Source organism: Oxalobacteraceae sp. CFBP 8761 (genome assembly GCA_014841595.1).
Taxonomy (GTDB): Bacteria; Pseudomonadota; Gammaproteobacteria; order Burkholderiales; family Burkholderiaceae_D; genus Telluria.
In genome coordinates this window covers 1,691,672-1,717,791 of record JACYUE010000001.1, presented here as the reverse complement: position 1 = coordinate 1,717,791, position 26,120 = coordinate 1,691,672, and the positions used below count along the sequence as shown (strand labels likewise).

General features: G+C 65.5%; 17 protein-coding genes. 15 read left to right on the top strand and 2 right to left on the bottom strand.

The genetic code is table 11. The features are described from left to right. The first annotated feature begins 58 nt into the window (after positions 1 to 58). The 14 genes from IFU00_07625 (at position 59) to tssA (ending at position 22,530) form a co-directional block, all read left to right on the top strand. Positions 59 to 1,369 carry a DUF11 domain-containing protein gene (locus tag IFU00_07625; protein MBD8542144.1) on the top strand — a complete coding sequence of 437 codons (1,311 nt, stop codon included), beginning with the start codon at positions 59 to 61 and terminating at the stop codon, positions 1,367 to 1,369. An 84-nt stretch (positions 1,370 to 1,453) separates the two neighbouring features. Beyond that, positions 1,454 to 6,277, top strand: a complete 4,824-nt coding sequence (locus tag IFU00_07620) for a DUF11 domain-containing protein (protein ID MBD8542143.1) — start codon at positions 1,454 to 1,456, stop codon at positions 6,275 to 6,277. Between the two features lie 14 nt (positions 6,278 to 6,291). After that, on the top strand, positions 6,292 to 7,971 hold the full coding sequence (locus tag IFU00_07615; protein ID MBD8542142.1) for a DUF11 domain-containing protein: 1,680 nt from the start codon (positions 6,292 to 6,294) through the stop codon (positions 7,969 to 7,971). Positions 7,972 to 8,198: 227 nt separating this feature from the next. Next, entirely contained in the window at positions 8,199 to 8,858 is a 660-nt protein-coding gene (locus tag IFU00_07610) for a response regulator (GenBank protein MBD8542141.1), read from the top strand. 13 nt (positions 8,859 to 8,871) lie between these two features. Beyond that, a complete protein-coding gene (locus IFU00_07605; GenBank protein MBD8542140.1) occupies positions 8,872 to 10,494 on the top strand; it encodes a PAS domain S-box protein in 1,623 nt (540 codons plus the stop codon). A gap of 87 nt (positions 10,495 to 10,581) precedes the next feature. After that, the gene (locus tag IFU00_07600; protein ID MBD8542139.1) at positions 10,582 to 11,229 is read left to right on the top strand and encodes a response regulator; all 648 of its coding nucleotides are present in this window, start codon (positions 10,582 to 10,584) and stop codon (positions 11,227 to 11,229) included. Between the two features lie 23 nt (positions 11,230 to 11,252). Next, positions 11,253 to 12,845: a PAS domain S-box protein gene (locus IFU00_07595; protein MBD8542138.1), complete on the top strand. Its 1,593-nt coding sequence runs from the start codon at positions 11,253 to 11,255 to the stop codon at positions 12,843 to 12,845. 559 nt (positions 12,846 to 13,404) lie between these two features. Then, positions 13,405 to 13,881 (top strand): MarR family transcriptional regulator, encoded by a 477-nt coding sequence (locus IFU00_07590; protein ID MBD8542137.1) that lies wholly within the window; start codon positions 13,405 to 13,407, stop codon positions 13,879 to 13,881. Next, positions 13,878 to 14,723: a CPBP family intramembrane metalloprotease gene (locus IFU00_07585; GenBank protein ID MBD8542136.1), complete on the top strand. Its 846-nt coding sequence runs from the start codon at positions 13,878 to 13,880 to the stop codon at positions 14,721 to 14,723. The genes IFU00_07590 and IFU00_07585 overlap by 4 nt, the downstream gene beginning before the upstream one ends. 121 nt (positions 14,724 to 14,844) lie before the next feature. After that, a complete protein-coding gene (locus IFU00_07580; protein ID MBD8542135.1) occupies positions 14,845 to 16,041 on the top strand; it encodes an efflux RND transporter periplasmic adaptor subunit in 1,197 nt (398 codons plus the stop codon). 6 nt (positions 16,042 to 16,047) lie between these two features. Further along, complete coding sequence (locus IFU00_07575) at positions 16,048 to 19,221, top strand: efflux RND transporter permease subunit (protein ID MBD8542134.1); 3,174 nt, start codon at positions 16,048 to 16,050, stop codon at positions 19,219 to 19,221. Between the two features lie 7 nt (positions 19,222 to 19,228). After that, a complete protein-coding gene (locus IFU00_07570) occupies positions 19,229 to 19,909 on the top strand; it encodes a response regulator transcription factor (GenBank protein MBD8542133.1) in 681 nt (226 codons plus the stop codon). Between the two features lie 14 nt (positions 19,910 to 19,923). Beyond that, the gene (locus tag IFU00_07565; protein MBD8542132.1) at positions 19,924 to 21,297 is read left to right on the top strand and encodes a HAMP domain-containing protein; all 1,374 of its coding nucleotides are present in this window, start codon (positions 19,924 to 19,926) and stop codon (positions 21,295 to 21,297) included. A 123-nt stretch (positions 21,298 to 21,420) separates the two neighbouring features. Continuing rightward, complete coding sequence (gene tssA, locus IFU00_07560) at positions 21,421 to 22,530, top strand: type VI secretion system protein TssA (GenBank protein ID MBD8542131.1); 1,110 nt, start codon at positions 21,421 to 21,423, stop codon at positions 22,528 to 22,530. Between the two features lie 448 nt (positions 22,531 to 22,978). Here the strand turns inward: tssA and IFU00_07555 are convergent, their stop codons facing one another. Together IFU00_07555 and IFU00_07550 are read right to left on the bottom strand one after the other, a co-directional pair. Continuing rightward, complete coding sequence (locus IFU00_07555) at positions 22,979 to 23,617, bottom strand: YitT family protein (GenBank protein ID MBD8542130.1); 639 nt, start codon at positions 23,615 to 23,617, stop codon at positions 22,979 to 22,981. 365 nt (positions 23,618 to 23,982) lie between these two features. Beyond that, positions 23,983 to 24,900, bottom strand: coding sequence for a LysR family transcriptional regulator (locus tag IFU00_07550; GenBank protein ID MBD8542129.1), 918 nt, complete (start codon positions 24,898 to 24,900; stop codon positions 23,983 to 23,985). Between the two features lie 94 nt (positions 24,901 to 24,994). Here IFU00_07550 and IFU00_07545 point away from each other — a divergent pair, with 94 nt between their 5' ends. Next, the gene (locus IFU00_07545) at positions 24,995 to 26,077 is read left to right on the top strand and encodes a tartrate dehydrogenase (protein MBD8542128.1); all 1,083 of its coding nucleotides are present in this window, start codon (positions 24,995 to 24,997) and stop codon (positions 26,075 to 26,077) included. The last annotated feature ends 43 nt before the right edge of the window (positions 26,078 to 26,120 follow it).

Genomic DNA, 26,120 nt, shown 5'->3' with positions numbered 1-26,120 from the left:
ACACCCGATCACCCTGTTCGATTCTGACTCACGCAAGTCCCATTACAAGGAAGCAGCCATGAAAACCCATCTCAAGCTCGTCGCCGCAGCAGCGCTGCTGGCAACCGCCAACGGCGCCTACGCCGCCACTGCGGCCGGTACCCAGATCACCAACCAGGCCACCGCCACCTATAACGATTCCACCGGCACCAAGACGGTCCAGTCGAACACCGTGATCACGACCGTGCAGCAGGTCGCCAGCCTGACCATGCCGGCCGGTACCGCCAAGAACGCCGGCGCCGGCACCTCGGTCACCTACGCCCACAGCGTGACCAACACCGGTAATGGCAGCGATACCTTCGCCCTGTCGCAAACCAACACTGGCACGCTGAACATGACCGGCGTCGTGTTCTATGCGGACGCCAACGGTGACGGCGTGGCCGACAATGCGACTCCGATCACCAGCACCGGCCCGCTGGCTGCCGGCGCCACCTTCCGCTTCGTGGCCGTCGCTTCCCTGCCGGCCGGCGCCGCCAACGGCACCACCAATGCGCTGACCGTCCGCGCCACCAGCGGCTTCAACGGCGCGGTCACCGCCGCCAGCATCGACACCACCACCGTCTCGGCCGGCGCCGTGATCGACATCACTGCCAACTCGGCCGGCGCCGGCGCACCGGGTGCCGGGCCTGGCGTCGAAGCTGCTGCCGTAGAAACCAAGACGACGACGGCCGGCACGATGACCTCGTTCGTCCTGTTCCTGAACAACACCGGTGGCAGCCCCGACACCTTCAATCTGCAGGCGAGCACTGATGGCACGTTCGGCACGCAAGTCCTGCCAACGGGCTGGACCGTCGTCTTCAAGGACGCGAACGGCGCGGTCATCACCAACGCCACCGTCGCCGCCGGCGCCAACGTGCGCGTGACGGCCGAAGTGACGCCGCCGGCCGGCACCGCGCCAGGTACGACCGACCTGTACTTCCGCGCGATTTCGGGCACCACCGGCGTGGCCGACCGCATCCATGAAGCCGTCACCGTTGCCGCTGCCGATTCGCTCGTCGAGCTGGTCAAGACCCAGGCGCTGGACGCCAACTGCGACGGCACCGCCGATACCGCATTCAGCAACGCACCGATCACGGCCGGCGCCGTACCGGGTGCCTGCATCCGCTACCAGATCGTCGGTACCAACAAGGGTGTGACCACCATCAACGCCATGGTCATGACCGACACGATCCCGGCCAACACGACCTACCATGCCGGCGCTCCGGCCAACACGCTGCTGGGCTCGATCCTGGCGCCGGCCGCCGGCCTCGTTGGCAGCGTCTCGGCCAGTGTCGGCAACCTGGCCCCGGGCCAGTCGAACACGATGGCCTTCGGCGTGAAGATCGACTAAGCACAGCAACGTAATCCATCGCTACCCCAACGCAGCGCCGCTCCGGCGGCGCTGCCTTCGAATTCCCAGACTCCCGCGCGCGCCATGACCACCCTCCTCCGACACCTCGTATTTCTCTGCATGAGCCTTGTCCTGTGGTTGGCCTGCGACGCGGGCGCCGCCATCAACAACCGTGCCAGCGCGACCTTCGTCGGCGCGGCCGGCAACAGCATCACCATCGAATCGAACACCGTGCGCGCAACGCGCCCCGACGCGATCACCTATTTCACGTCGGCCGCCTACAGCCGCGTGGCGCGCGCAGCCGAACTCAATGGCAACCTGTTTCTTCAGGTCGATGCTGCCGAGTGCAACATCGACAAAAATGTTGCCGAACAGGTCAGCGTGACGCTGACTTCCACGCTGACGGGCGACCGGCAAGCCTTCCCGGCGCGCGAAACCGGCGCCGACACGGGCGAATACCGCTTCAGCGCCGTCGCCGCGAGCTACCGCGACGACGAAGACCATGAGGACGACGCTGCCGACGGCATCATCGAAGTCATGAAGAACGACACCCTGCTGGCCAGCGTCGAAGGCTGCGGCAGCGGCATGATCCAGACCGCGATCCTGGTCGACCCGATCGGCATCGTCTACGACAGCCGCAGCAACCTGCCGCTGCCGGGCGCAACCGTGACCCTGATCGACATCAGCGGCGCGGGCAACGGCGGCGCGCCAGGTGCACCGGCCCGCGTATTCGGCGTGGATGGCGTCACGCCGGCACCCAGCACCGTCATCACCGATGGCGGCGGCATGTATCAGTTTCCGCTGGTGGCACCGAGCCTGTACCGTCTGCAGGTGACCCCGCCGTCGAACTACGGCTTCCCGTCGAAGCGCGACATCGGCGAACTGCCGCCTGGCCGCACCACCAACCTGTACGGTTCGTTCGGCGGTGAATTCATCGTCAGCGAAACCTCGGGCGTGGTCACGATCGACGTGCCGCTCGACCCGATCCCGGGCGTGCTGTACGTCGAAAAGAATGCGTCGCGCGCCATCGTCGAAGTGGGCGACGTGCTCGATTACACGGTGCGCGTGCATAACACCGCCGAGCAGGCGCTGGTGGACGTGATGGTCGAAGACCGCCTGCCGGCCGGTTTCAGTTTCGTGCCAGGCACGCTGCGCATCGATGGCGCGCTCGTAACCGACCGGTTCGAGAACCGCGGCCCGACGCTGCGCATTCCCCTCGATACGCTGGCCGCCAGATCGAACCGCGTACTGCGCTACCGCGTGCGCATTGGCGGCGGCGCGCTGCAGGGCGACGGCATCAATCGCGCCCAGGCTACCAGCGGCGCCCCGCTGGCGCTGGTCTCGTCGGTGGCCGCGGCCAAGGTCAAGGTCGAAGCCGGCATCTTCAGCAGCAAGGGCTTCATCCTGGGCGACGTGTTCGCCGACTGCAATGTCAATGGCCAGCGCGACCCGGGCGAGCCTGGCATCCCCGACGTGCGCATCTACCTGGAAGACGGCAGCTTCTCGCAGACCGATGCCGATGGCCGCTACAGCTTCGCCGACGTTGCCCCGCGCACCCACGTGGCGAAAGTCGACCTGAGCACGATGGTGGCCGGCCAGCTGGCCGTGCTGTCGAACCGGAATGCGGGCGACGCCGGCAGCCGCTTCGTCGACCTCAAGGACGGCGAACTGGCGCGCGCCGACTTCGCGCTGAGCGGCTGCAATCCCGACGTGCTGGAAGCGATCAAGGCCCGGGCTGCCCGTCTGCGCGCCGTGCTGGCCTCGGCCGCCGTGCTGACCGCCCCAAGCCCGGTCGCCGCGAAGGCAGCGCCCGAGCTGGACCTGGCCACGGTGACCAACCACCTGGGCTTCATTGGCCTGGCCGACGGCGCCATCCTGCCGCACGCCCAGCCGACCATCCGCGTCAAGGGCGGCGCCGGTTCGAGCTTCACGCTGCTCGTCGATGGCGTGGCCGTGGACGACAGCCATATCGGCAAGCAGGACACGGTCGCAGCCCAGGCGCTCGAGCTGCGCGACTATGTTGGCGTGACCCTGAAACCCGGCCACAACCTGATCGAAGTGCGCGAAACCGACAGCTTCGGCAACCCGCGCGGCAGCAGCGTCGTCGACGTGGTCGTGCCGGGCACCCTGGCGCGCCTGTCGGTCGCCCCACTCGCCGAATCGGCCCCGGCCGATGGCCGCTCGCTGGCGATGGTCGCCGTACGCCTCGAAGACGCGAACGGCGTGCTGATCGCCGAACGCACCCCGGTCACGCTGGAGGCCAGCGCCGGCCAGTGGGACCAGCCGGACCTCGATCCACGTGAGCCTGGCCACCAGGTCTTCGTCGAAGGCGGCAGCGCCGAATTCGCGCTGCGCAGCGCGCCGGACGCCGGCGAAGCCCGCCTGCAAGCCACCAGCGGCCTGCTGCGCGCCAAAAACACCCTGCGCTTCCTGCCGGCCCTGCGCCCGATGGTAGCGGCCGGCGTCGTCGAAGGCGCGTTCAGCCTGAACCGCAGCCGCGGCAATACCGCGACCCCGCTGCGCGATTTCGACGGCTTCGAAGACCGCCTGCGCCATGTGGCCGGGGGCGAGACCGTCAATGCCGGCGCCCGCGCCGCGATGTTCGCCAAAGGCCAGATCGGCGCCGATACGCTGCTGACGATGTCGTACGACTCGGACAAGGACACCGAGCCGAAGATGTTCCGCGATATCAACCCGTTTGCGTTCTACCCGACCTATGGCGACGATGCGCGCCGCGGCTTCGAGGCGCAATCGGCCGGCCGCCTGTACGTCAAGGCCGAGCGCAACCGCTCGTACGTGATGTTCGGCGACTTCGTGCCGCCAGGTGTGACCCCGGCGCGCAACCTGGGCGCCTACAACCGCAACCTGACGGGCCTGCGCCAGCACGCCGAACTCGATGGCCTGACAGTCGACTCGTTCCTCAGCTACGACAGCACCCGTCAGATGGTCGAAGAATTCGCCGCCAACGGCACCTCGGGCCCGTTCCTCACCGGCGGCGGCCTGATGGTCATCAACAGCGAGCGCATCGAAATCATCGTGCGTGACCGCGACCAGACCGGCGTAATCCTGTCGCGCCGCGCCCTGGTGCGCTACGTCGACTACGACATCGATCCGCTCAGCGGCCGCATCCTGCTGCGCGCCCCGGTGCCGAGCCTGGACGAGAACCTGAACCCGGTCAGCCTGCGCCTGGCGTACGAAGTGGACCAGAACGGCGCGCGCTTCCTGGTTGGCGGTGTGGCCGCCCAGTACCAGATCGGCAGCCACGTCGAATTCGGCGCCAGCGCCGTCGAAGACCGCAACCCGGCCGCCCCGACCCGCCTGGTGAGCGTCAATGCCAGCGTCAAGCCGGATGAAAAAACCGTCGTCATCGTCGAAGCGGCGCAGATGGAAAAAGCCGGCCTGTCGGGTCGCGCCGCACGCTTTGACGCGAACCGCACCGACGGCAAGCTCGAAAGCCACCTGTTCCTGGGCCGCGCCGACGCCAACTTCGACAATCCATCGGCCAACCTGCCGAAGGGCCGCACCGAAGGCGGCGCCAATGTGCGCTATCGCTTCACCGAGCGCACCAGCGTCGGCCTGGAAGGCCTGCACACGGCCGACCTGACCACCGACGCCACCCGCAATGGCGTGCAGCTCTTCGCCGGCTACGCGTTCGACAATGGCCTGCAAGCCGAAGTCGGCATGCGCCATGCACGTGAAGAAGGCGGCGCCGGGGTCATCGTGGCCCAGCCCGACCTGACCAGCGTGCGCGCCAAGCTGGGCATGCAGATCCCTGGCCTGCCGCAGGCCGGCGTGTTCGTCGAAGGCGAACAGGATATCCACGACAATGGCCGCCGCATGGTGGCGCTGGGCGGCGACTACCGCTTCGCCGGCGGCAGCCGCGTGTACGGCCGCCATGAACTGATCAGCAGCCTGGGCTCGACCTATGCGCTCAATCAGGGCCAGCAGCGCCACGCCACCGTGTTTGGCGTCGATACCGACTACATGCACGACGGCCGTGTGTTCTCGGAATACCGCGCCGGCGGCACGTCGCCAGCGGGCACCGTGACCGGCGAGCGCCAGGCCGAAGCAGCTCTGGGCCTGCGCAATCTGTGGACGCTGGGCGACGGCGTGCGCGCCAACACCAGCTTCGAGCGCGTCAAGGTGCTCTCGGGCGCCAACAACAACGAAGCGATCGCGCTGACCGGCGCCATCGAAGTGAGCCGCCATCCGACCTGGACCGGCAACGCCCGCCTCGAACTGCGCCACGGCGCCGACAGCGACGGCCTGCTCTCGACGCTGGGCCTGGCCTACAAGATCGACGACAGCTGGACCTTCCTGGGCAAGAACACGCTGGCCGCCACCCGCTCGAATGCCAGCAAGACCATGCGCGTGACCGAGCTGCTGCAAAGCGGCGTGGCCTACCGCGCGCTGCAATCGATCGGCGTAAACGGCCTGGCCAAGTACGAGTACAAGCTCGAACGCGACGACGGCCTGGCGGACCTCAAGCGCGCCGTGCACGCCGTCTCGGTCGGCGCCAACTGGCAGCTGCGCCTTGATACCACCGTCAGCGCCCGCTACGCCGCCAAGATGGCCATGGACCAGTCGAGCGGCCTGTCGAACCGCACGGTCAGCCACCTGGTGGCCGGCCGCGTGACGCACGAGATCAATGCCGACTGGGACATCGGCGCCACGGCGCAGATGCTGATGGACCGCGACACGCGCGGCCGCCAGTACGCGGCCGGCATCGAGGCGGGCTACCAGCTGCAACGCAATATGTGGGTCTCGGCTGGCTACAACCTGCTCGGCTTCAAGGAACGCGACCTGGCCGGCGCCGATGCCACGGCCAAGGGCGTGTACTTCCGGGTACGCATGAAGTTCGACGAGAACACGCTGCAAGGCCTGCTCTCGGGCGACCTGCTCAAGTAATCAAGGATACCGACATGACTTTCGCACTGCTCTCGTCCCGCCTTAGCCATGCCTGGCTGCGCGTCTTCGTGGCCCTCGCCTGCCTGCTTGGCGCCCTGCCGGCCAAGGCCGACTGCACGGTGACCGGCGCCTGCATCACCGCCGGCCCGCGCCTGGCCAGCGTCGACACGGGCAAGAGCGCCCTGCTCGGCCCGCTGCTGGGCGGCATGCTCGGCACCGGTACCTCGCTGAGTGCGGTCGACTGGAACGCGCTGGCCGGCGGCAACCTGAACCTGCTGAATTTCCTGAACGTGCTCAAGACGGACCTGAGCGTATCGACCCCGGCGCAGGCACTGAGCGCCAACGTCACGCTGGTGCAGATCGCCAACGCGCTGGCAGTCGAGGCGCAGGCTGAGGCCAAGCCGCAACTGGCCGGTGCGTTGTCCAGCCTGGCCTCGCAACTCAATGGCGTGGGCGGCACCGTGCGCCTGGGCGACCTGGTCAAGGTCACGGCCGACACCGGTTCGCTCGGCACCAGCACGGTCAACGCGCTTGACATGTTCACCGGACTGGTCCAGCTGTACAACCGCCGCAACGTGCTGACCACGCCGCAGCCGGTCGGGATTTCGGGTGGCCTCCTGGGCGCGACCGGCGTGGTCAACAGCCTGCAACTGTATGCGCAGGTGATCGAGCCGCCGGTGTACGTGTGCGGGCCGACCGGTTCGACCTTCCATTCGGCGGCGATCCGCCTCAAGCTCAAGATGGACCTGGTGTCACTGACGCCGGCCACCGATTCGCTGGTCGGTACGGGACTGCTGCAAAGCGCATCGGTCGGCATCGGCAAGCTGGACGTATACGTGGAAGTCGCGCGCGGCCAGGGCAGCCTCTCCGCCGTGAGTGCTGCGACCAAGGCCGTCACGCTGCAGGTGGCGCCGGGCGTGTCCGACATCTTCATCGGCAAGATCGACGACAGCGTGTTCTTCAATCGCAGCCGCGCGATTCTCGACTCGGACGTCGACTTCGGCACCATCGGGTCGCTGCGGGCCGCCGCGCTGGGGCTGCTGCCGGTCGATATTGCGCTCGACATCAAGAGCATCGTGCGTGGCCAGGCGCCGTTCTCGACGAGCGTGACGATGACGGGCACGTTCCCGCAGACGCGCACCGTGAGTTCGAGCACGACCTTCATCACGAATGCGGCCAACAGCCTGGTGACGAATCTGCAGATCCGCAGCATGCCGGCCCTGGGGCTGTTGCAGGGGGCGGTCGAACCACTCGTCAAGACGCTGGTCAAGAACGTGGTCAGCCCGCTGATCGCGCCGGTGCTCAGGGGCGTGGCCGACCCGCTGCTCAAGCTGCTGGGCATCGGCCTGGGCGAAATCGTCGTCACGGTCGAAGGCATTTGCCAGACCTGCGACGACTTCAAGCTGACCAAGGCAGTCGACAAGGCCAATGCAACGCCGGGCAGCACGATCCTGTATACGATCACGTTCGAGAATAGCGGGACCACCACGCTGACCCAATTGAAGATCGAAGACACCACGCCGGCCTTCACGACCTATGCCGACAGCAGCTGCGGTACGCTGCCCTCTGGCCTGGCCTGCGCAGTCGCCGCCAAACCCGATGTGGGCGCCAATGGCAAGATCGAATGGGGCATCACCGGCACGTTGGCACCAGGGGCCAGTGGCACCGTCACCGTGACGGTAAAAGTACAATAATGCGCCGCTGTTCATGACCGCAAGTTACAATACAGAAACGAGTTATCACGTTTCACTATCGTAATTTGTGATAATTTGATAGATTGTTGACTTGCCTATGCGTATTGTTACGCATCCAGGTGGCTTGATCCGTCTGTTCCGACGCGCTGTCACCCTGACGACACGCGACGGGGTGGGTCGTCGGCCCCCGGTCGGGAGGCTTTTAACTACCAGCACAATTCTATTTCATGATATCGCACAGCAGTTCAGCGCCCGCGCCGACCGACCCCGCTTCCGCAGAAGTCTGCTCGACCAAGGAGGCCGCGAGCCTGCTTGGCGTCTCGCACCGGACCGTGCAGCTCTGGGTCGAAAGCGGTGTGCTGCAAGCCTGGAAAACCGCCGGCGGCCACCGCCGTATCCTGCTTACCTCGGTACACCGCCTGGTCGCGCAGCGCAATCACGCAGTCACCGGCGGCCAACCAGCGCCGGCGCCCCCTGCCAGGTCGATGCCGGCCGGCCGGCGCATCGTGATGGCCGACGACGACGCGACCCTGCTGCGCCTGTACGAGCTGGAAATGTCGGGCTGGGGCCTCGACGCGCAGCTGATCAAGGCGCGCGACGGCTTCGATGCGCTGATCCGGATCGGCGAAGCGCGGCCCGACCTCCTGATCAGCGACCTGAATATGCCGGGCATGGATGGTTTCCGCATGGTACGTACACTGCGCGCTGACCCGCGCTATGGCAATATGGCAATCATCGTCATCAGCGGCCTCGACCCTGCAACCATCAAGTCGATGGGGCTGCCCGATGACATTCCGGTATTTGCCAAACCGGTGCGCTTCCCTGAACTGCGCGCCCGGATCGAACGCATTTTCAGTGACATCGACGCGGCGGCTGCGCCCGACTGACAGGATCGACATCATGCATTCCGAGCCGGACCGACACCCCTTTGTTGCCCCGACTTTGCCTGCCCCGCAATCCATTCCCCAGTCCGACCAGGCCCGCGTCAGCGCACTGCACGAACTCGCCCTGCTCGACACCCCGCCCGAAGAACGGTTCGACCGCATCACGCGCCTGGCCTGCCGTTTGCTGGGCGTGCCCATTTCACTGATCGCGCTGGTCGACACCGACCGCCAGTGGTTCAAGTCGCGCGTGGGCATCGATCTGCACGAAACCACGCGCGTGACCTCGTTCTGCACGCACACGATCGAGCACGAGAACGGCCTGGTGATCGACGACGCGCGTCTCGATCCCCGCTTTGCCCATAACCCGTTCGTAACCGGTGCGCCGGACGTGCGCTTCTATGCCGGCATTCCGCTGGCTGCGCCGGACGGCAGCCGGGTCGGCGCGCTGTGCGTGATCGACCGCGAGGTACGCCATTTCGACGACGACCAGATGGCCACGCTGCGCGACCTGGCCGCCATCGCCGGCGACGAATTGCGTGCGCGGCCGGCTGGTCGCCCCGCGCCCGAAGGCTGGGAAAAGGCACTGGTGGGCCACCTGCCCGACGGCATCCTGATGCTCAATGCACAAGGCAATATCGTGGCCGCGAACCCGGCAGCCGAAAGGCTGTTCGGCGCATCCGGCCCGCTGCTGGCCGGTCGGCCGCTGCGCGAATTGATGGATGAAGACCTGCTGCGGATGCGCCGCACGGGCCAGTTGCGCGAAGGCGCGCGCTACGAGGCGCTCGCGCGGCGCCTGGACGGCAGCCGCTTCCCGGTCGAGTTTTCGTATTGCCGCATGATGTGGGCGGCGCGGCCGAAGTTCGCCGTGACGGTGCGGGACATTTCGCAGCGGCGCGCCGCCGAAGAACGCAACCGCGCCACTGACGAGCGGCGCCGGCGCCACTTCGCCACCGCGACCCACGAACTGCGAACGCCAATGTCGAGCGTGCTGGGCTTTTCCGAATTGCTGCTCAAGCGCGAATTCGATCCCGCCGTCAGCCGTGAACTTGTGGAAATCATCCACCGTGAATCCGGCCGCCTGGTCGGCCTGGTCAACCAGATGCTCGACCTGGCCCGGATTGAAGCGGGCGGACGGGACGACCTGAAGATCGACGCTGTTCCCGTGGGCGATCTGGTCAGCAGGACGCTGGCGTCCCTCGAAGGTCTCGGCCAGGCGCACCGCGTCAGCACCGACATCGCGCCCGGGCTGCCGCCACTGGCGGCCGACGCCCAGAAGATGCAGCAGGCGCTGACCAATATCGTCAGCAACAGCATCAAATATTCCGCTCCCGGCACGCCGATTTCGCTGCGCGCCGCGCCCGAACGGTGGGGCGACCGGCCGATGGTGGCGATTCGGGTGCGCGACCGCGGCATCGGCATGACACCCCAGCAGCAGGCCCAGGTCTTTGACGCCTTTTATCGCGTCGACAGCGATTCGGCAGCGCCAGGCAGTGGCCTGGGGCTGACGATCCTCAAGGAAATCGTCGATCTGCACGGCGGACGCATTGCGCTCGAATCCGAGGCCGGCGTCGGCACTGAAGTCACCCTCTATCTGCCGGTGGCGAATGCCGATGACGGCCCGGCATCGGCCCGTCGCTGAGGCGAGTGTTGCAAGTGCCCGTCAGTGCCGACGAGACCTTGCGGTTTGCCTTGACAGTCCAATGTGAACCGGTAAAATCAGCAAAATATGAAAATTGCCGACCGTCAAGATATTGCTGAGCCCGCCTGTGACCGGTCGGCCTTTTGCACCACCCGGCAAGCGGCCGAGCGGATCGGCGTTTCGCCGCGCACGGTGCAGATGTGGGTCGAGAATGGCGCGCTGCAGGCATGGAAAACGGCGGGCGGCCATCGCCGCATCACCAATGCCTCGGTCGAGCGCCTGCTCGACGGGCGTCGCGCCGTGCTTGCCGCGCCGCCCGTCTTGGCAAGCAGCGCCCGCCCGATCCTGCCGCTGGGCCCCGCGCGCACGGTGCTGATCGTCGACGACGACGCGACGCTGCTGCGCCTGTACGAACTGGAAATCGGAACCTGGGGCATGGATCTCGCCGTGCGCAAGGCGAGCAACGGCCTCGAGGCGATGATGTGCATCGGCCAGGCGCGCCCCGATGTCCTGGTGAGCGACCTGCACATGCCGGGCATGGACGGCTTTGGCATGATCCGCAGCCTGCGCGACAATCCGGCCACCGCGTCGATGCCGATGGTGGTCATCAGCGGCATGGACAAGCCGACCGTGCTGGCCATGGGTCTGCCGGACGATGTACCTTACCTGACCAAGCCGGCGCCGCTCGCGGCCCTGCGCGCCGCAGTGACATCGGCGCTGCCACCGGCTCCCTGAGACCGATCCCGCAGGACCCGATAATGAACGAGACGCCACCGAACCAGTACCCCGCACCCACTTCAGCCCCCCTGCCGCCGGATGAATCCCGGCGCCACGAGGTGCTGCTCGACCTGAACCTGCTCGACACGCCGCCGCAAGCGTCGTTCGACCGCATCACGCGCATGGCCACGCACCTGTTCAAGGTGCCGATCGCGCTCGTGAGCCTGGTCGACACCGACCGCCAGTGGTTCAAGTCGCGCATCGGCGTGGCGCTGACCGAGACGCCGCGCTCGGTGTCATTTTGCGCGCACGCCATCCTGCAGGACGACGTGATGGTCGTGCGCGATGCGCGCGCCGACGCGCGCTTTGCCGACAATCCGCTGGTACACGGCGAGACAGCGGCGCGCTTTTACGCCGGTTCACCGATCGATGTCGGGGACGGCATACGGATTGGGACGCTGTGCATCATCGACAGCGTACCGCGCGAGTTTTCCGACACCGACCGCGCGATGCTGCGTGACCTGGCGGGCATGGTGGCGGGTGAAATCGCCACCATTGAACTGCGCGCCGCGTGCGAGCGTGAGCGCAGCAGCGCACGCTCACTGCGCACGCTGCTCGAGCACCTGCCCGACGCCGTGCTGTTGCTGGACGCGGGAGGCCGGATCCTGTCATGCAATCCGGCTGCCGAGCAGTTGTTCGGCGCGCCCAATCCCGACCTGGCGGGCCGCTCGTCGGCCACGCTGATCGGCATGGCGCCGCAGGTGGTCTCGCGCCACGAGGGCAATGCCCGCCGCGTCGATGGCAGCAGCTTTGCGGCCGAAATCTCGATTGCCAACATGACGCTCGACGGGCATGTGCACCTGGTGGCCACCGTGCGCGACGTGGGCGGCCTGCGCGCGGAACGCGAACGGGTACGCGCCGCCAACCAGCGGCGTCACGATTACTTTCGCACCGCCAGCCACGAATTGCGCACGCCGATGGCCAGCATCCTCGGGTTTTCGGAGCTGCTCCTCAAGCGCGAGTTCGACCCGGCCACCGGGCGCGAGCTGATCGACATCATCCACCGCCAGGCCACGCGCCTGATCGGCCTGGTGAACCAGATGCTCGACCTGGCGCGCATCGATGCAGGCGGCGCGGCCCAGTTGCAACCGACCTTGCTCGACCTGGCCGACATGATGGCCAAGATCCAGGGCGCGCTGGCCAACGACGCGCATGCCGCACGGATCGCGCTGGCCGTGGCGCCCGGCCTGCCGCCCGTGACAGCCGACGCCGCGCGCGTGCAGCAGGCGCTGGGCAATATCGTCAGCAATGCGCTCGCCTACTCGGCGCCGGACAGCATCGTCGATGTCAGCATCTCGCAGCAGGAACGCGCCGGGCAAGCCGGCGCCGCAGTGCGGGTGCGCGACCAGGGCGTGGGCATGACGCCGGAGCAGCGCAAACAGGTGTATGACGCCTTCTGGCGCGCCAACGCCCTGCCCGACGTGCCTGGCAACGGCCTGGGCATGACCATCGTGCGCGAGATCGTGACCGCGCATGGCGGCGTGATCGAGATCGTGTCGTCGCCGGGTGATGGGACTGAAGTTGCGTTGTGGCTGCCGGCGCGTGCTGGTGTTGGGGATGCAGCAGCAGTCTGATGCACCGGATTCTGGTGGGCCAGGCCAGGCCAGGCCGGCCTGCGATGGCTGACTGGCCTCAGTCTGCGTGCAGTGCGCGGTCGGCTGTCGCCAAGTCTTTGCGGCGCCTCGCCCATATCCATGCGCAGATACCGAATACCCCAGCCGTGAAACCGGCGCCACCAGCGATTGCAACGGTCAGTGGTTTAAGGGGAATGTCTTCTCCCAGCAGCGCGTGAAGCGTGAAATATATCGCAATAGATAGCGCAGCCAGGATAATTCCCATTGTGCTCGCCCGCCTTCCCAGGTGACACCACCGCGGTGTGCATCGCGCCCAGATGACTCCCGCTGCTACCAACGGACTGATGACAGCGCAAAGCATGAATAGAAGAACGAATAAAACGGAAAAAGGCACGTCAGTGTCTCCTGATTGCTGATTCAAGCGCTGAACGTCCCATCTTGCCTGGTCCGGCTGTGCGCCGCTACACGTTTTTCATGAGCCCCTTTAATTTTGCCTCGTCAAAAGGCAGCTTGCAAAATTTATATAAGCGCTTATACAAATAAGTGTATGATCAAATCCATGAAACAAGGACTCGGCACCAAGTTGCGCCATCTTATCGAGCTGCTCGACGGCGCAGTGGCTGCTTCCTATACGGAGGCCGGCCTGAGTTACCGCCCGCGCTATACCCCCGTCATGCGCGCACTGGCGGTACGTGAGCCGCGCACTATTGGCGACATTGCCGCAAGTGCTGGCATCACGCAGCCGGCGGCAACGCAGACCGTTGCATTGATGCTGAAGGAAGAACTGGTCATCCGCATGTCATCCGAAGATGGACGGCAAAAGCTGATCGGGTTGTCGGAGCAAGGGCGCGCGCTGCTGCCGCAACTGCAGTCCTGCTGGGCGGCGACGACTGCGGCCGCTGCGACGCTGGATGCAGATCTGGCATACCCGCTGTCGGAAGTATTGGCGCAAGCAATTGCTGCGCTGGAAGCACGACCGTTCGGCGCACGGATCCATGCCGCGCGCGAGCAAACCAACCACGAGGAGCCGTCATGAGTACCCAGCAATATGCCGTACCATCCGCACTTCCGCTGCGCACACGCATCCTGCGATATCCTTTGATCCTGGCGATCGTGGGCATCCTGGCGACAATCGCGCCGATGTTTGTCACGCTGGGGCTTACCGAAATCGTGCCGAAACCGCTGCGCCTCGGCTGGCCCATGCTGCTGTCGGCTGCTGTCGCGGTAGCTGGCTATCGCTGGTTTGTCATGCGCCTGGAGCGCCGCCCGGTCACTGAGCTGGCTCTGGCTGGTGCGGGACGTGAACTATGGCGCGGACTCGGCATCGGCGTGCTGCTCGTCGTGGCGACGTATTCGGTGTTGCTGGCCAGTGGCGCCTTCATCATCACTGGCGCAGTAGCGCCGGGTGTGCTGCTGAAGCCTTTTCCTGAACAAGTCATGGTGGCCATCTTCGAGGAAATCGTGTTCCGCGCCATTGTCTTCGGCATGCTACAAAAATTCTGGGGCACGAAAATTGCGTTGGGCGTGTCGACCGTGATTTTTGTTGTCGCCCACATGCCGAACGGAGGTTTCAACGTGCTGGGCGCGGCGATGACGGCGGTGGCATCGCTTGCCCTCTCCGGCGCCTATCTGCTCTCTGGCCGTCTGTGGCTGCCGATCGGCCTGCATTTCGCATGGAATTTTTTGTGTGATGCCGTGTTCGCAGTCTCTGTCTCCGGCCACCCCGCTCGCGGCTGGCTTCAGGTATCCACAAGCGGTCCAGCATGGCTGTCCGGCGGGGATTACGGCGTTGAAGGTTCCATCGTCACCGGCATCACCTGGTCCATGGCTGCCATCGCGCTGCTCGCGATCGCATACCGACGTGGGCACTGGCGCTGAGGCTGGCAGCGCCAACATTAACGATATTTAACGAATTAACCACCCCCGCTTAAGCCTGCGCCGGGCATAGTCGAAGGTAGGGAACAATACGCTCTCCACCTTGCAAACGGATCCGACACCCATGCCCTCGATGACCCTTCCGCGCCGCCTGGCGCTGGCGACCGCCATAACGGCCGCCGCGCTGCTCTCCGCCTGCGGCAACGACCCCAAGCCTGCCCCGCCTGCGGTGCCCGAAGTCGCCATACTGACCATGGCCACCACGAACGTGGCGCTGAACATCGCCCTGCCCGGCCGCACGGCGCCGTTCCTGCTGGCCGAGGTACGGGCCCGGGTCGACGGGATCGTGCAGGAACGCCGCTTCACCGAGGGCGCCGACGTGCGCAAGGGCGAGCCGCTGTACCTGATCGATCCGGCGCCGTATCGCGCCGCCGTCAAGAGCGCCGAAGCCGAGCTGCAACGGGCGCAGGCGACGCTGGCCAGCAATGTGTCGCAACTGAACCGCAACCGCGTGCTGGTGAAAGAAAATGCGGTGAGCAAGCAGGAATTCGAAACCGCCGAAGCAGCGCAGCTCGAAGCGGCGGCCGATGTCGCCGCCGCCAAGGCGGCCCTGGAGGTGGCCCGCATCAACCTTGGCTACACCACCGTGACCGCGCCGATCGCGGGCCGCAGCAGCGTGTCGGCCGTGACCCAAGGCGCGTATGTGCAAGGCAGCGCCGCCACCCTGATGACGACGATCCAGCAGATCGACCCGATGTACGTCGACCTGCAGCAGTCGAGCAGCGAAGGTCTGGCGCTGCGGCGCGAGATCGCCGCCGGTCGCGTGCGCATGGAAGGTACCGATGCGGCCAAGGTCAGCCTGCAACTGGAAGACGGCAGCACCTACAGCCGCAGCGGCACGCTCGCGTTTTCGGGCGTGACGGTTGACCAGGCCACCGGCTCGGTCACGCTGCGCGCGCGCTTCCCGAACCCCGACAAGCTGCTGTTGCCTGGCATGTTCGTGCGCGCGAGCGTCAGCCAGGGCGTGCGCCAGGGGGTCATGCGCGTGCCCGCGACTGCCGTGACACGCACGCCGCAGGGCACGGCCACCGTGATGGTCGTCGGCCAGGACAACAAGGTCGCACTGCGCACCGTGCGCACCGGCGCGCTGGTCGATGGTTTCTGGCTGGTCGATGACGGCCTGAAGGCCGGCGAACGCGTGATCGTCAGCGGTGTGCAGAAGCTGCGGCCCGGCACCGTGGTCAAGGTCGCCGCGGCGCCAGCGGCAGCGGCGCCAGCAGCCGCGGCGCCTGCCGCAGCCACTACAGCGCGTCAGGAATAATCCAAGATGCCAAAGTACTTCATCAACCGTCCGATCTTCGCGATCGTCATCTCGCTGCTGATCATGCTGGTCGGCGGCATCGCGCTGCTCAAGATGCCGATCGAGCAGTATCCGCCGGTCTCGCCGCCATCGGTGCAGATCCAGGCGACCTTCCCCGGCGCGTCGGCCGAGACCATGCAGAACACCGTGATCCAGGTGATCGAGCAGCAGATGACGGCGATCGACAACCTGCTGTACATGCAGTCGACCAGCGATGACACGGGCCAGTCGACGACGTCGCTGACGTTCGCCGCCGGCACCGATCCCGACATCGCCCAGGTCCAGGTGCAGAACAAGCTCCAGGCGGCGGTTCCGCGCCTGCCGAGCGAGGTCCAGCAATCTGGCCTGCGCGTGACCAAGTCGACGTCCGACTTCCTGATGGTGGCGGCGTTCGTTTCCGACGACGACAGCATGACCAAGTTCGACATCGCCAACTACGTCGCCTCGAACATCCAGGACCCGCTCTCGCGCATGCCGGGCGTGGGCAGCATGAACCTGTTCGGCACCCAGTACGCGATGCGTATCTGGCTCGACCCGGTCAAGCTGACGAGTTTTGCACTCACACCGCTCGACGTGACGGACGCGATCCGCGCGCAGAACGTGCAGATCTCGGGCGGCCAGCTGGGCGGCACGCCGGCGGTCCAGGGCCAGACCCTGAGCGCCACGATCAACCAGGCGACGATGCTGCGCACGCCCGAGGAATTCAAGCGCATCCTGGTCAAGGTCCAGCCGGATGGCTCGTCCGTGCGCATCGGCGACGTTGCACGCGTGGCGCTGGGCCCCGAAAACTACAACGTCGACGTGCGCTACAACGGCAAGTCGGCATCGGGCCTGGGCATCCAGCTCGCGCCGAACGCCAATGCGCTCGATACCGCAGAAGCCGTGCGTGCGCGTTTGAAAGAGCTGGGCGAATTCTTCCCGCCGGGCCTGCGCACCGTGTATCCGAACGACGTCACGCCCTTCATCGAAACGTCGATCAAGGGCGTGACCCACACGCTGATCGAGGGCATCGTGCTGGTGTTCCTGGTGATGTACCTGTTCCTGCAAAACTTCCGTGCCACCCTGATCCCGTCGATCACGGTGCCGGTGGTGTTGCTGGGCACGTTCGGCATCATGTCAGCGCTGGGCTTTACGATCAATACGCTGTCGATGTTCGGCCTCGTGCTGTCCATTGGCCTGCTGGTCGACGATGCGATCGTGGTGGTGGAAAACGTCGAGCGCGTGATGCACGAAGACGGCTTGCCGCCGAAAGAAGCGACGATCAAGGCCATGAGCCAGATCACCAGCGCGCTGATCGGCGTGGCCCTCGTGCTGTCGGCCGTGTTCGTGCCGGTGGCCTTCTCGAGCGGCACGGTGGGCGCGATCTACCGCGAATTCTCGCTGACGGTCGTGGCCTCGATGCTGCTGTCGGCATTCATCGCGCTGACGCTCACGCCGGCGCTGTGCGCCACGATGCTCAAGCCGGTCGACCCGGAACACCATGAAAAGAAGGGTTTCTTCGGCTGGTTCAACCGCTCGTTCGATGCAACCCGCGACCGCTACCTGGGTGGCGTGACGCGCATCCTGGGCCGGCGCGCGCTGTGGATGGTCGTGTACCTGGTGCTGATCGGCGCCGTCATTGCCCTCTTCCTGCGCCTGCCGGGCGGCTTCCTGCCGAAGGAAGACCAGGGCTACATGTTCGTCCAGGTGCAGACGCCGGCCGGCAGTACCCAGGAAACGACGGGCCGCGTGCTGGAAGAAATCAGCCAGTACCTGCTGAAAGAAGAATCGGCAGTGGTCGAAGCCACTTTCATGACCAATGGCGCGAGCCAGCCGCAGCGCGGCCAGAACCAGGGCCGCCTGTTCGTGCGCCTGAAGACCTGGGACGAGCGCAAGGACGAAGCGCTGGGTGTGTCGGCGCTGGCCAACCGCATCGCAGCGCGCTACGCCAACTACCAGGGCGCGACCATCAACACAGTCGAACCGCCCTCGATCCGCGGCCTGGGATCGGCCAACGGCTTCTCGCTGCAGCTGCAGGATCGCGGTGGTTTGGGGCACGATGCGCTGGCCAAGGCACGCGACCAGTTGCTCGAACTGGCGCGCAAGGAACCGAACCTGCAGCGCGTGCGCTTCACGGGACAGGCCGACAACGCCACCTACAAGATCGACATCGACCGCGAAAAGGCCGCCGCGCTGGGCGTGAACCTGACCGAAGTCGACCAGACCTTCTCCACGGCCTGGGGCTCGCGCTACATCAACAACTTCCTCGACACGGACAACCGCATCAAGCGCGTGTACGTGCAGGCCGATGCCCAGTTCCGCATGAACCCGGACGACATCAAGCTGCTCTATGCGCGCAATAGCGCCGGCGAGATGGTGCCGTTTTCGAGCTTCGCCAGTGCGCGCTGGGCCTGGGGTTCGCCAGCGATGGCGCGCTACAACGGCATCGAGTCGGCCGAAATCCTCGGTCAGCCGGCGCCGGGTTTCAGTTCCGGCGAGGCGATGGCGATCATGGAGCGCCTGGTGGGCGAACTCCCGGACGGCATCGGCTTCGAGTGGAGCGGCATCTCGCTGCAGGAATCGCAGGCCGGCTCGCAGGCGCCGCTCTTGTACGCGCTGTCGATCCTGGTCGTGTTCCTGTGCCTGGCCGCGCTCTATGAAAGCTGGGCGATCCCGATCTCGGTCATCATGGTGGTGCCGGTCGGTATCCTCGGCGCCCTGAGTGCAGCGACGGCCTTCGGCATGGAGAACGACGTATTCTTCCAGGTGGGCCTCTTGACCACCATCGGCCTGTCGGCCAAGAACGCGATCCTGATCGTCGAATTCGCACGTGAACTGCAGATGCAGGGGATGGGCATTGTCGAAGCGGCGCTCGAATCGGCCAAGGTGCGGCTGCGCCCGATCATCATGACGTCGATGGCGTTCATCCTGGGCGTGCTGCCGCTGGCGTTGTCGAGCGGCGCCGGTTCGGGTAGCCAGAATGCGCTGGGCATCGGCGTCATCGGCGGCATGCTGACGGCGACGTTCCTGGCCACGTTCCTGATTCCGCTGTTCTACGTGATCGTCGCGTCGCGTGCCAAGACGCCGACGCATATCGATGACACGCCGGCCGACGGCGAGGCGGCCGCGGAAACGTCTGAACCGCAGCCGCAAGCGCATTGAGGTCGCCGTGAAACTGCTCCTCATCGAAGACAACGAACGCGTCGCGCGCTTCGTTACCAAAGGCCTCAGTGAAGCCGGGCACACGGTCGACCATGCGGACAATGGCCGCGACGGCATGGTCTACGCCATCACCGAGCCGTATGACGCCATTGTCATGGACCGCATGCTGCCCGGTGGGATCGACGGCCTGGCGCTCATCGAAACGCTGCGCCAGCAAGGTAACCGGGTGCCGATCCTGATCCTCAGCGCCCTCGATGGCGTGGACGACCGCATCCGCGGCCTGCGCGCCGGCGGCGACGACTATCTGACCAAGCCGTTCGCGTTCGGCGAACTGCTCGCGCGCCTGGACGCGCTGCTGCGCCGCTCGCAAAGCCAAGCCGTCGAAACCGTCATGACGCTGGGCGACCTGAGTGTCGACATGCTGGCGCACCGCGTCACCCGCGCCGGCAAGACCCTGGCGCTGCAGCCGCGCGAATTCAAGTTGCTGGCCTATCTGCTGCGTCATGCGAACCAGGTCGTCACGCGCACGATGCTGCTCGAGAACGTGTGGGACTACCACTTCGACCCGCAGACCAATGTCATCGATGTCCACATCAGCAAGCTGCGGCAAAAAATCGACGCCGGCTTTCCTTCGGCCCTTCTGCGCACGGTGCGCAATGCTGGCTACATGCTGACCGACCAGCCTTGAGCGAAGCGCATACGATGCTCAGGCTCCCCAGTTTCTCCGCCCGCACGATCGCCATCGGTTATGGCCTCGTGACGCTGCTGGTGCTGGCGATGTTCGCCGGGCCACTGTGGTACGCGTGGCACACCAATATCGGCGAGGTGCGCAGCCAGCTGCTCAAATCCGACGCGCAGCACCTGAGCAACCTGTTCATCCGCCAGGGCCCGCCCGCGCTGGCCGCTGCGATCGACAGCCAGGTCCACGGCGTAAACGACGGCGTGCGCAAGATCATGCTGTTCGTCGCGCCCGATGGCACCAAGCTGGCAGGTAACCTGCAGGCTTGGCCCGAAGGCGTGCCGGATCGCGATGGCTTGTGCCGGGTGACGATCGTGGTCGACGACGTGCCGCGCAACGTGGAGCTGGTGCGCGTGACGCTGGAAGACGGCTACCGGCTGCTCGTGGCCAGTAACCTGAATCGCTTCCAGAAGCTCGAGCGCCTGTTTGGATATGGCTTGCTGGGATGCGCGATCACGGTGCTGCTCAGCGCCGCGCTGGGCGGCATCATGATCCGTCGCGCGCTGCTGGGCCGCATGCAGGGCATCAGCGACACCACCGCTTCGATCATCGAGGGCAAGCTGTCGCACCGCCTGGTCGAACCGGGCGATGGCGACGAGCTGCAGCAACTGACGCGCACCGTGAACCGCATGCTCGACCAGATCGAGCATCTGGTGACCGGCGTGCAGGATGTCTCGAACGCGATCGCGCACGACCTGCGCACGCCGCTGTCCGAGCTGCGCGCGCGGCTCGAGGAGTTGTCGGTGGCGCGGCCTGCGCCGGACGAAACCTTCGTCGAGATCGACGCGGCGATCGATGACGTCGACCGTGTGATGGGCATCTTCAATGCGTTGCTGCGGCTGGCAGAAATCGACAGCGGCAGCCGGCGCGCCGGTTTTGTCGATGTCGACCTGGCAGCACTGAGCGCAGAGGTGACCGAATTTTATGCACCGGTCGCCGAACTGAAGGACATCGCGCTGGGCTTTGACGGCCCGGACGACCTGCACGTGGTGGGCGACCCCGTGCTGCTGGCGCAGGCGCTGGGCAATATGGTCGACAATGCGCTCAAGTACGCGCCGGTGCGCGGCGCGATCGCGATCTCCGCGCGGCGCATCGATGCCGACACGGTGCAGATCGTCGTGGCCGACAATGGCCCCGGCATCCCCGCGCACGAACGCACGCGCGTCATCGAGCGCTTCTACCGGGTGGACGCGGGCCGCGGCACGCCCGGCGTGGGGCTGGGCCTGAGCGTGGTCTCGGCGGTGGCGCGGCTGCATGGCGGTACGCTGACACTGGAGGACAACCATCCCGGTCTGCGGGCCACGCTGCGTATCGGCGCCATGACGGCGTCGGTGTAGGCGTCAGCATCGGATTGCGCTTCGGCTCAGGTTCCCGGCACCTGCCCTGCCGGCTGCATTTGCGCTACAGTGTGGCCTTTATTGGCGCCCCACTCTGTCGGGCCACATTCACGGGAGAGCCTCATGCCTGAACCAGTTCCACCCAACGGCGACCTGACAAGGCGCGCCGACGACCACTTCCTGCGCCACCTCGGCATCGGCTTCGAGGCGCTGGCAGCGCCGGTGGATCCCGCCAATCCGACAGGCCTGCCGGCCCGCGCAACGAGTGTCTACCGCGCCATCATCGAAGCGCGCCAGGGCGATGAAGATATCCAGCCGCGCGGGGTCTGGCAGCGGCAACCAAAGCGCTCGGATTGGCCGCACGTCAGCAACCTGGCCGCTGGTGCCTTGCGCACCCAGGGCAAGGACCTGCAACTGGCGGCGTGGCTGTGCGAGTCCCAGGTCCACGAACATGGCCTCGGCGCGCTGGCTCCCTGCCTGCTGCTGGCGCACACGCTGTGCGAGCGTTACCCGACCGCCCTGCATCCGCAACTGGAAACCGACGACACCGAAGCCCGTGCGAACATCCTGCGCTGGCTGGACCAGAAGCTGGCCCCGACGCTGCGCCAGTCACCGCTATTCACAACGGAAGACGGCTGCGCCACGACGTGGGCCGACTGCGAACAAACCGCACAAGAGCGTGATGTCGATGCCACGACCCGCAGTACGCTGGCAGCCATGCCACCAGCAATCCTGACCGAGCGCATCACCGCACTGGAAGACGCGCACGCCACGATCGCCCTGCTCCACGGCACCTCCAACACCCCGCAAACCACCACCGCACCGTGCCTGAGGGCCCTGGCCGACCAGGTACACGCCATCCTCTCAGCACTCCACAACGAACGCGCCGTACGAGTCCCAGCACCAGCGCCAGCGGACGTGCCAACCGAAGCACCGTCAGAACAGACCGAAACACCAGCCACTGCGCCCACGACAAATACAACCGAGCCCCACCAATTCCGCGACCGCGCCGACGCCTACGCCTGCCTGGCCGCCGCCGCCACCTACCTCGCCCACCTCGAGCCACACAGTCCCACGCCCTACCTCATCAAGCGCGCCGTCGAATGGGGCAATATGAACGCCGGCGCCCTCTACCAGGAACTCTTCATCCGCCTGGGCGGCCAACTGAGCATCTTCGACATGGTCGGCACCGACATGCTCCCCACCCCGCAAAAACCCATCCCACCCCAATAACCCCAAATAACAATTAGGGTCAGAGTCGAATTGTTTGCCAACTTCAATGAATCAATTGTTTATTAATTCGACTCTGACCCCGATTGATTTGCAAGATTAACTGCCGAGCTTAGGGTCGGAGTCGATTTGTTTGACAACTTTGGGTAATTTCCCATTAATTCGACTCTGACCCTAATTGTTCAGAATGATTTTTAGGGGTCTATGAATGCTCTTGTGAAATTAAATGCACGAGAGGATTTGCCTAGTACGAGGTAGCGCTACCAACAGCAAAAAATAATGAGGGTCAGAGTCGAATTGTTTGTCAATTTTTATAAATCAATTGAAAAACAATTCGACTCTGACCCTAATTTTTATGCAACGTTTTACGAGCTCATCTGTAGGGGCTCGAATATGGCCGTTTGCTAAAGGCTATTACCCAATAATTCTACTCTGACCCTAATTGTTGGGGTTAGCTGCCGAAGTAGCGGCCGGCGCGGTGCCAGGCCATGACCATGCCGCTCATGGCGACGGCGCTCAGGGCGGACCAGGCGACCTGGTGGGGGGCGACCAGCAGCAGTGCCAGTGCCAGGATGACGCTGTCGATCATGATCTGGGTGCGGCCGGCGTTGATGTTGTACTGCTTTTGCAGCCACAGTGTGACGATGCCCGTTCCGCCGACGCCGGCACCGTGGCGCGCGAGTGCCAGGATGCCCATGCCGCAGAAGGTACCGCCGCCCAGGGCTGCCACGGCCGGATGCACGCGGTCGATGACCAGCACGAACGGCATGATCTTGAGCAGGCCCATGATCATCGCGCTGCCGGCCAACGACTTGATCGTGAAGCGCGCGCCCATGAAGAAGTAACCAAACAGGAAGAACGGCACGTTGATCATCATGAACAGCGTACCGACCGGCACCCCGGTCGAGTACGACGTCAGCAAGGCGATGCCAGCAACGCCGCCGGTGAGCAGGCCGGCTGCGTGCAGCAGCACGATGCCTATCACGACGAACAGCACGCCGACGACGATACCGTAGACGTCATCGAGCGTCGAATGCGGCTTGACCTCGATGATCGGTCGCGATGGCTTGCTGGGAGAGCCTGGATACATGACAGACTGACTCACGCGCGCACCATCGCGCATGCAGGACCGGACCGCGATGCGCACGTCAGCGCGAGCGCTATCACCACGCGAGCGGGAAAGTGGCGGCGCGGAGCTGCGCACACGGAATCGGCAAGCGTCGGGCTAGAGTTCATGGTCCTCGGATGATCGGATGGGTAAGAGAAGCTGCAGGCGGCGCAGGTCTGGTCGAAGACGCAAACACGCAGGTTATGGCGCGCTACAGCCCGCCATTATCGCCCATGTTGCGGCGCAGTGTCGAGCCGCACGAACGCCCCATGTCGCGAATGAGCGAATGGATGGTGCGCTGCACCTTGACGGTGCACGAACACCGCCCATTGCGCCGCTGCGGTGCGCTACGCGCCAGCATCCGGTGCCCCACCCGCAGCCAGTTCGCGCTCGAGAAATTCAACGCACACCCGCACCTTCGCCGAATTGCCCAGCCGCTGCGGATACACGGCCCACACGTTGGCCTCCTGCGCGTACTCGGGCAGGATCTGCACCAGCTGCCCGGACGCCAGCAGCGGCTGCGCATGCCAGCGCGAGCGCAGCACGATCCCGGCGCCGTCCAGCGCCCAGCGCAGCGCGACTTCTCCATGATTGGTCGACAGCGCGCCCGACACCTTCACCGTCTCCTCACCGCCTTTCGCGCGCAGCCGCCACACGCCGAACGGATGATCGCGCTCCTTGATCACCAGGCACTGGTGGCCCGCCAGATCCTGCAGCGTGCGCGGGGTCCCGTGCTGCGCCAGATACGCGGGCGCCGCGCACAGGATGCGGTGATTGACCATCAGGCGCCGCGCGATCAGCTGCGGCGCGATCTCGTCGCCGATCCGCACATCCAGATCGAACCCTTCGGCCACCGGATCGACCAGCCGGTCGAACACCTCGAACCGGATCTGCAGCGCCGGATAGGCGCGCGCGAGCCGGGCAATGGCCGGTGCGACGACCTGGCGGCCGAAGCCGAAGCTGCTGCACACGCGCAGCTGGCCGCTGGGCGCCCGCCGCCGCTCGGCCGATTCCTCGATCAGGTCATCCAGGCTGTCGAGAATCGCCTGCGCCCGTTCAAACGCCTGCGCGCCGTCCTCGGTGATGACGACGCGCCGCGTCGTGCGCTGGAACAGCCGCACGCCCAGCGCGGCCTCGAGCACCCCGATCCGTTTGCTGACATACGCGGCCGACATGCCCAGCGCCTGCGCCGCGCCCGCAAACGATCCCTGACGCGCCACGGTCACGAACACCCGCAAATCAGCATTCTCCAACAGATTATTCACGCCGCGTGTTCCTTAACACCACAAGAACCAGCATTATAAACAAGCCGTTTTGGCTTATTCTTGAAGCATTCAGATCAGCTCACAGGAGACACCCATGAAAACCCACAAGATCGCCGTGATCGCCGGCGACGGCATCGGCAAGGAAGTCATGCCCGAAGGCCTGCGCGCGCTGGACGCGACCGCCAAACGCTTCGGCATCCATCTCGAATTCACTACGTTTGAATGGGCTGACTGCGACTACTACGTCAAGCACGGCAAGATGATGCCGGACGACTGGCGTGCGCAACTTTCGGGCTTCGAGGCCATTTTCTTCGGCGCGGTTGGCATGCCCGACATCGTCCCCGACCACATCTCGCTGTGGGGCTCCCTGCTCAAGTTCCGGCGCGAGTTCGATCAGTACGTCAATCTGCGCCCGGTGCGCCTGATGCCCGGCGTGCCCTGCCCGCTCGCCAACAAGAAGCCGGGCGACATCGACTTCTACGTCGTGCGCGAAAACACCGAGGGTGAATACTCGTCGGTCGGCGGCAAGATGTTCGAAGGGACCGAGCGCGAATTCGTGCTGCAGGAATCGGTCTTTACGCGCCACGGCACCGACCGCATTCTCAAGTATGCGTTCGACCTGGCCCAGAGTCGCCCCAAGAAGCACCTGACCGCCGCCACCAAATCGAACGGCATCTCCATCTCGATGCCGTACTGGGACGAGCGCGTGGCCGCCATGGGCGAGCAGTACGCCGATGTCAAATGGGACAAGTACCACATCGACATCCTGTGCGCACGCTTCGTGATCTCGCCCGAACGCTTCGACGTCGTCGTGGCGTCGAACCTGTTCGGCGACATTCTGTCGGACCTCGGCCCGGCCTGCACCGGCACGATCGGCATCGCGCCGTCGGCCAACCTGAATCCGGACCGCACCTTCCCGTCGCTGTTCGAGCCAGTACACGGTTCGGCCCCCGACATCTACGGCAAGAACATCGCCAACCCGATCGCGATGATCTGGTCGGGCGCCATGATGCTCGAGTTCCTGGGCCAGGGCGACGCCAACTACACGGCTGCGCATGACGCCATGCTCGGCGCGATCGAGCGCTGCCTGGTCGAGGGCCCGCGCACGCCCGACATGGGTGGCACGGCCAACACCACCGAAGTCGGCAAGGCAGTCACGCGCTACCTCGAGGCTTAAACCACGCCGCGGTTGGCCAGTGTTATTGTGTGGGTCCTGACAG

Excerpts from the sequence above, each read along its gene's own strand:
- IFU00_07625 (MBD8542144.1), top strand. The coding sequence starts at position 59 with ATGAAAACCCATCTCAAGCTCGTCGCCGCAGCAGCGCTGCTGGCAACC.
- IFU00_07620 (MBD8542143.1), top strand. The coding sequence starts at position 1,454 with ATGACCACCCTCCTCCGACACCTCGTATTTCTCTGCATGAGCCTTGTC.
- IFU00_07615 (MBD8542142.1), top strand. The coding sequence starts at position 6,292 with ATGACTTTCGCACTGCTCTCGTCCCGCCTTAGCCATGCCTGGCTGCGC.
- IFU00_07610 (MBD8542141.1), top strand. The coding sequence starts at position 8,199 with ATGATATCGCACAGCAGTTCAGCGCCCGCGCCGACCGACCCCGCTTCC.
- IFU00_07605 (MBD8542140.1), top strand. The coding sequence starts at position 8,872 with ATGCATTCCGAGCCGGACCGACACCCCTTTGTTGCCCCGACTTTGCCT.
- IFU00_07600 (MBD8542139.1), top strand. The coding sequence starts at position 10,582 with ATGAAAATTGCCGACCGTCAAGATATTGCTGAGCCCGCCTGTGACCGG.
- IFU00_07595 (MBD8542138.1), top strand. The coding sequence starts at position 11,253 with ATGAACGAGACGCCACCGAACCAGTACCCCGCACCCACTTCAGCCCCC.
- IFU00_07590 (MBD8542137.1), top strand. The coding sequence starts at position 13,405 with ATGAAACAAGGACTCGGCACCAAGTTGCGCCATCTTATCGAGCTGCTC.
- IFU00_07585 (MBD8542136.1), top strand. The coding sequence starts at position 13,878 with ATGAGTACCCAGCAATATGCCGTACCATCCGCACTTCCGCTGCGCACA.
- IFU00_07580 (MBD8542135.1), top strand. The coding sequence starts at position 14,845 with ATGCCCTCGATGACCCTTCCGCGCCGCCTGGCGCTGGCGACCGCCATA.
- IFU00_07575 (MBD8542134.1), top strand. The coding sequence starts at position 16,048 with ATGCCAAAGTACTTCATCAACCGTCCGATCTTCGCGATCGTCATCTCG.
- IFU00_07565 (MBD8542132.1), top strand. The coding sequence starts at position 19,924 with ATGCTCAGGCTCCCCAGTTTCTCCGCCCGCACGATCGCCATCGGTTAT.
- tssA (MBD8542131.1), top strand. The coding sequence starts at position 21,421 with ATGCCTGAACCAGTTCCACCCAACGGCGACCTGACAAGGCGCGCCGAC.
- IFU00_07555 (MBD8542130.1), bottom strand. The coding sequence starts at position 23,617 with ATGTATCCAGGCTCTCCCAGCAAGCCATCGCGACCGATCATCGAGGTC.
- IFU00_07545 (MBD8542128.1), top strand. The coding sequence starts at position 24,995 with ATGAAAACCCACAAGATCGCCGTGATCGCCGGCGACGGCATCGGCAAG.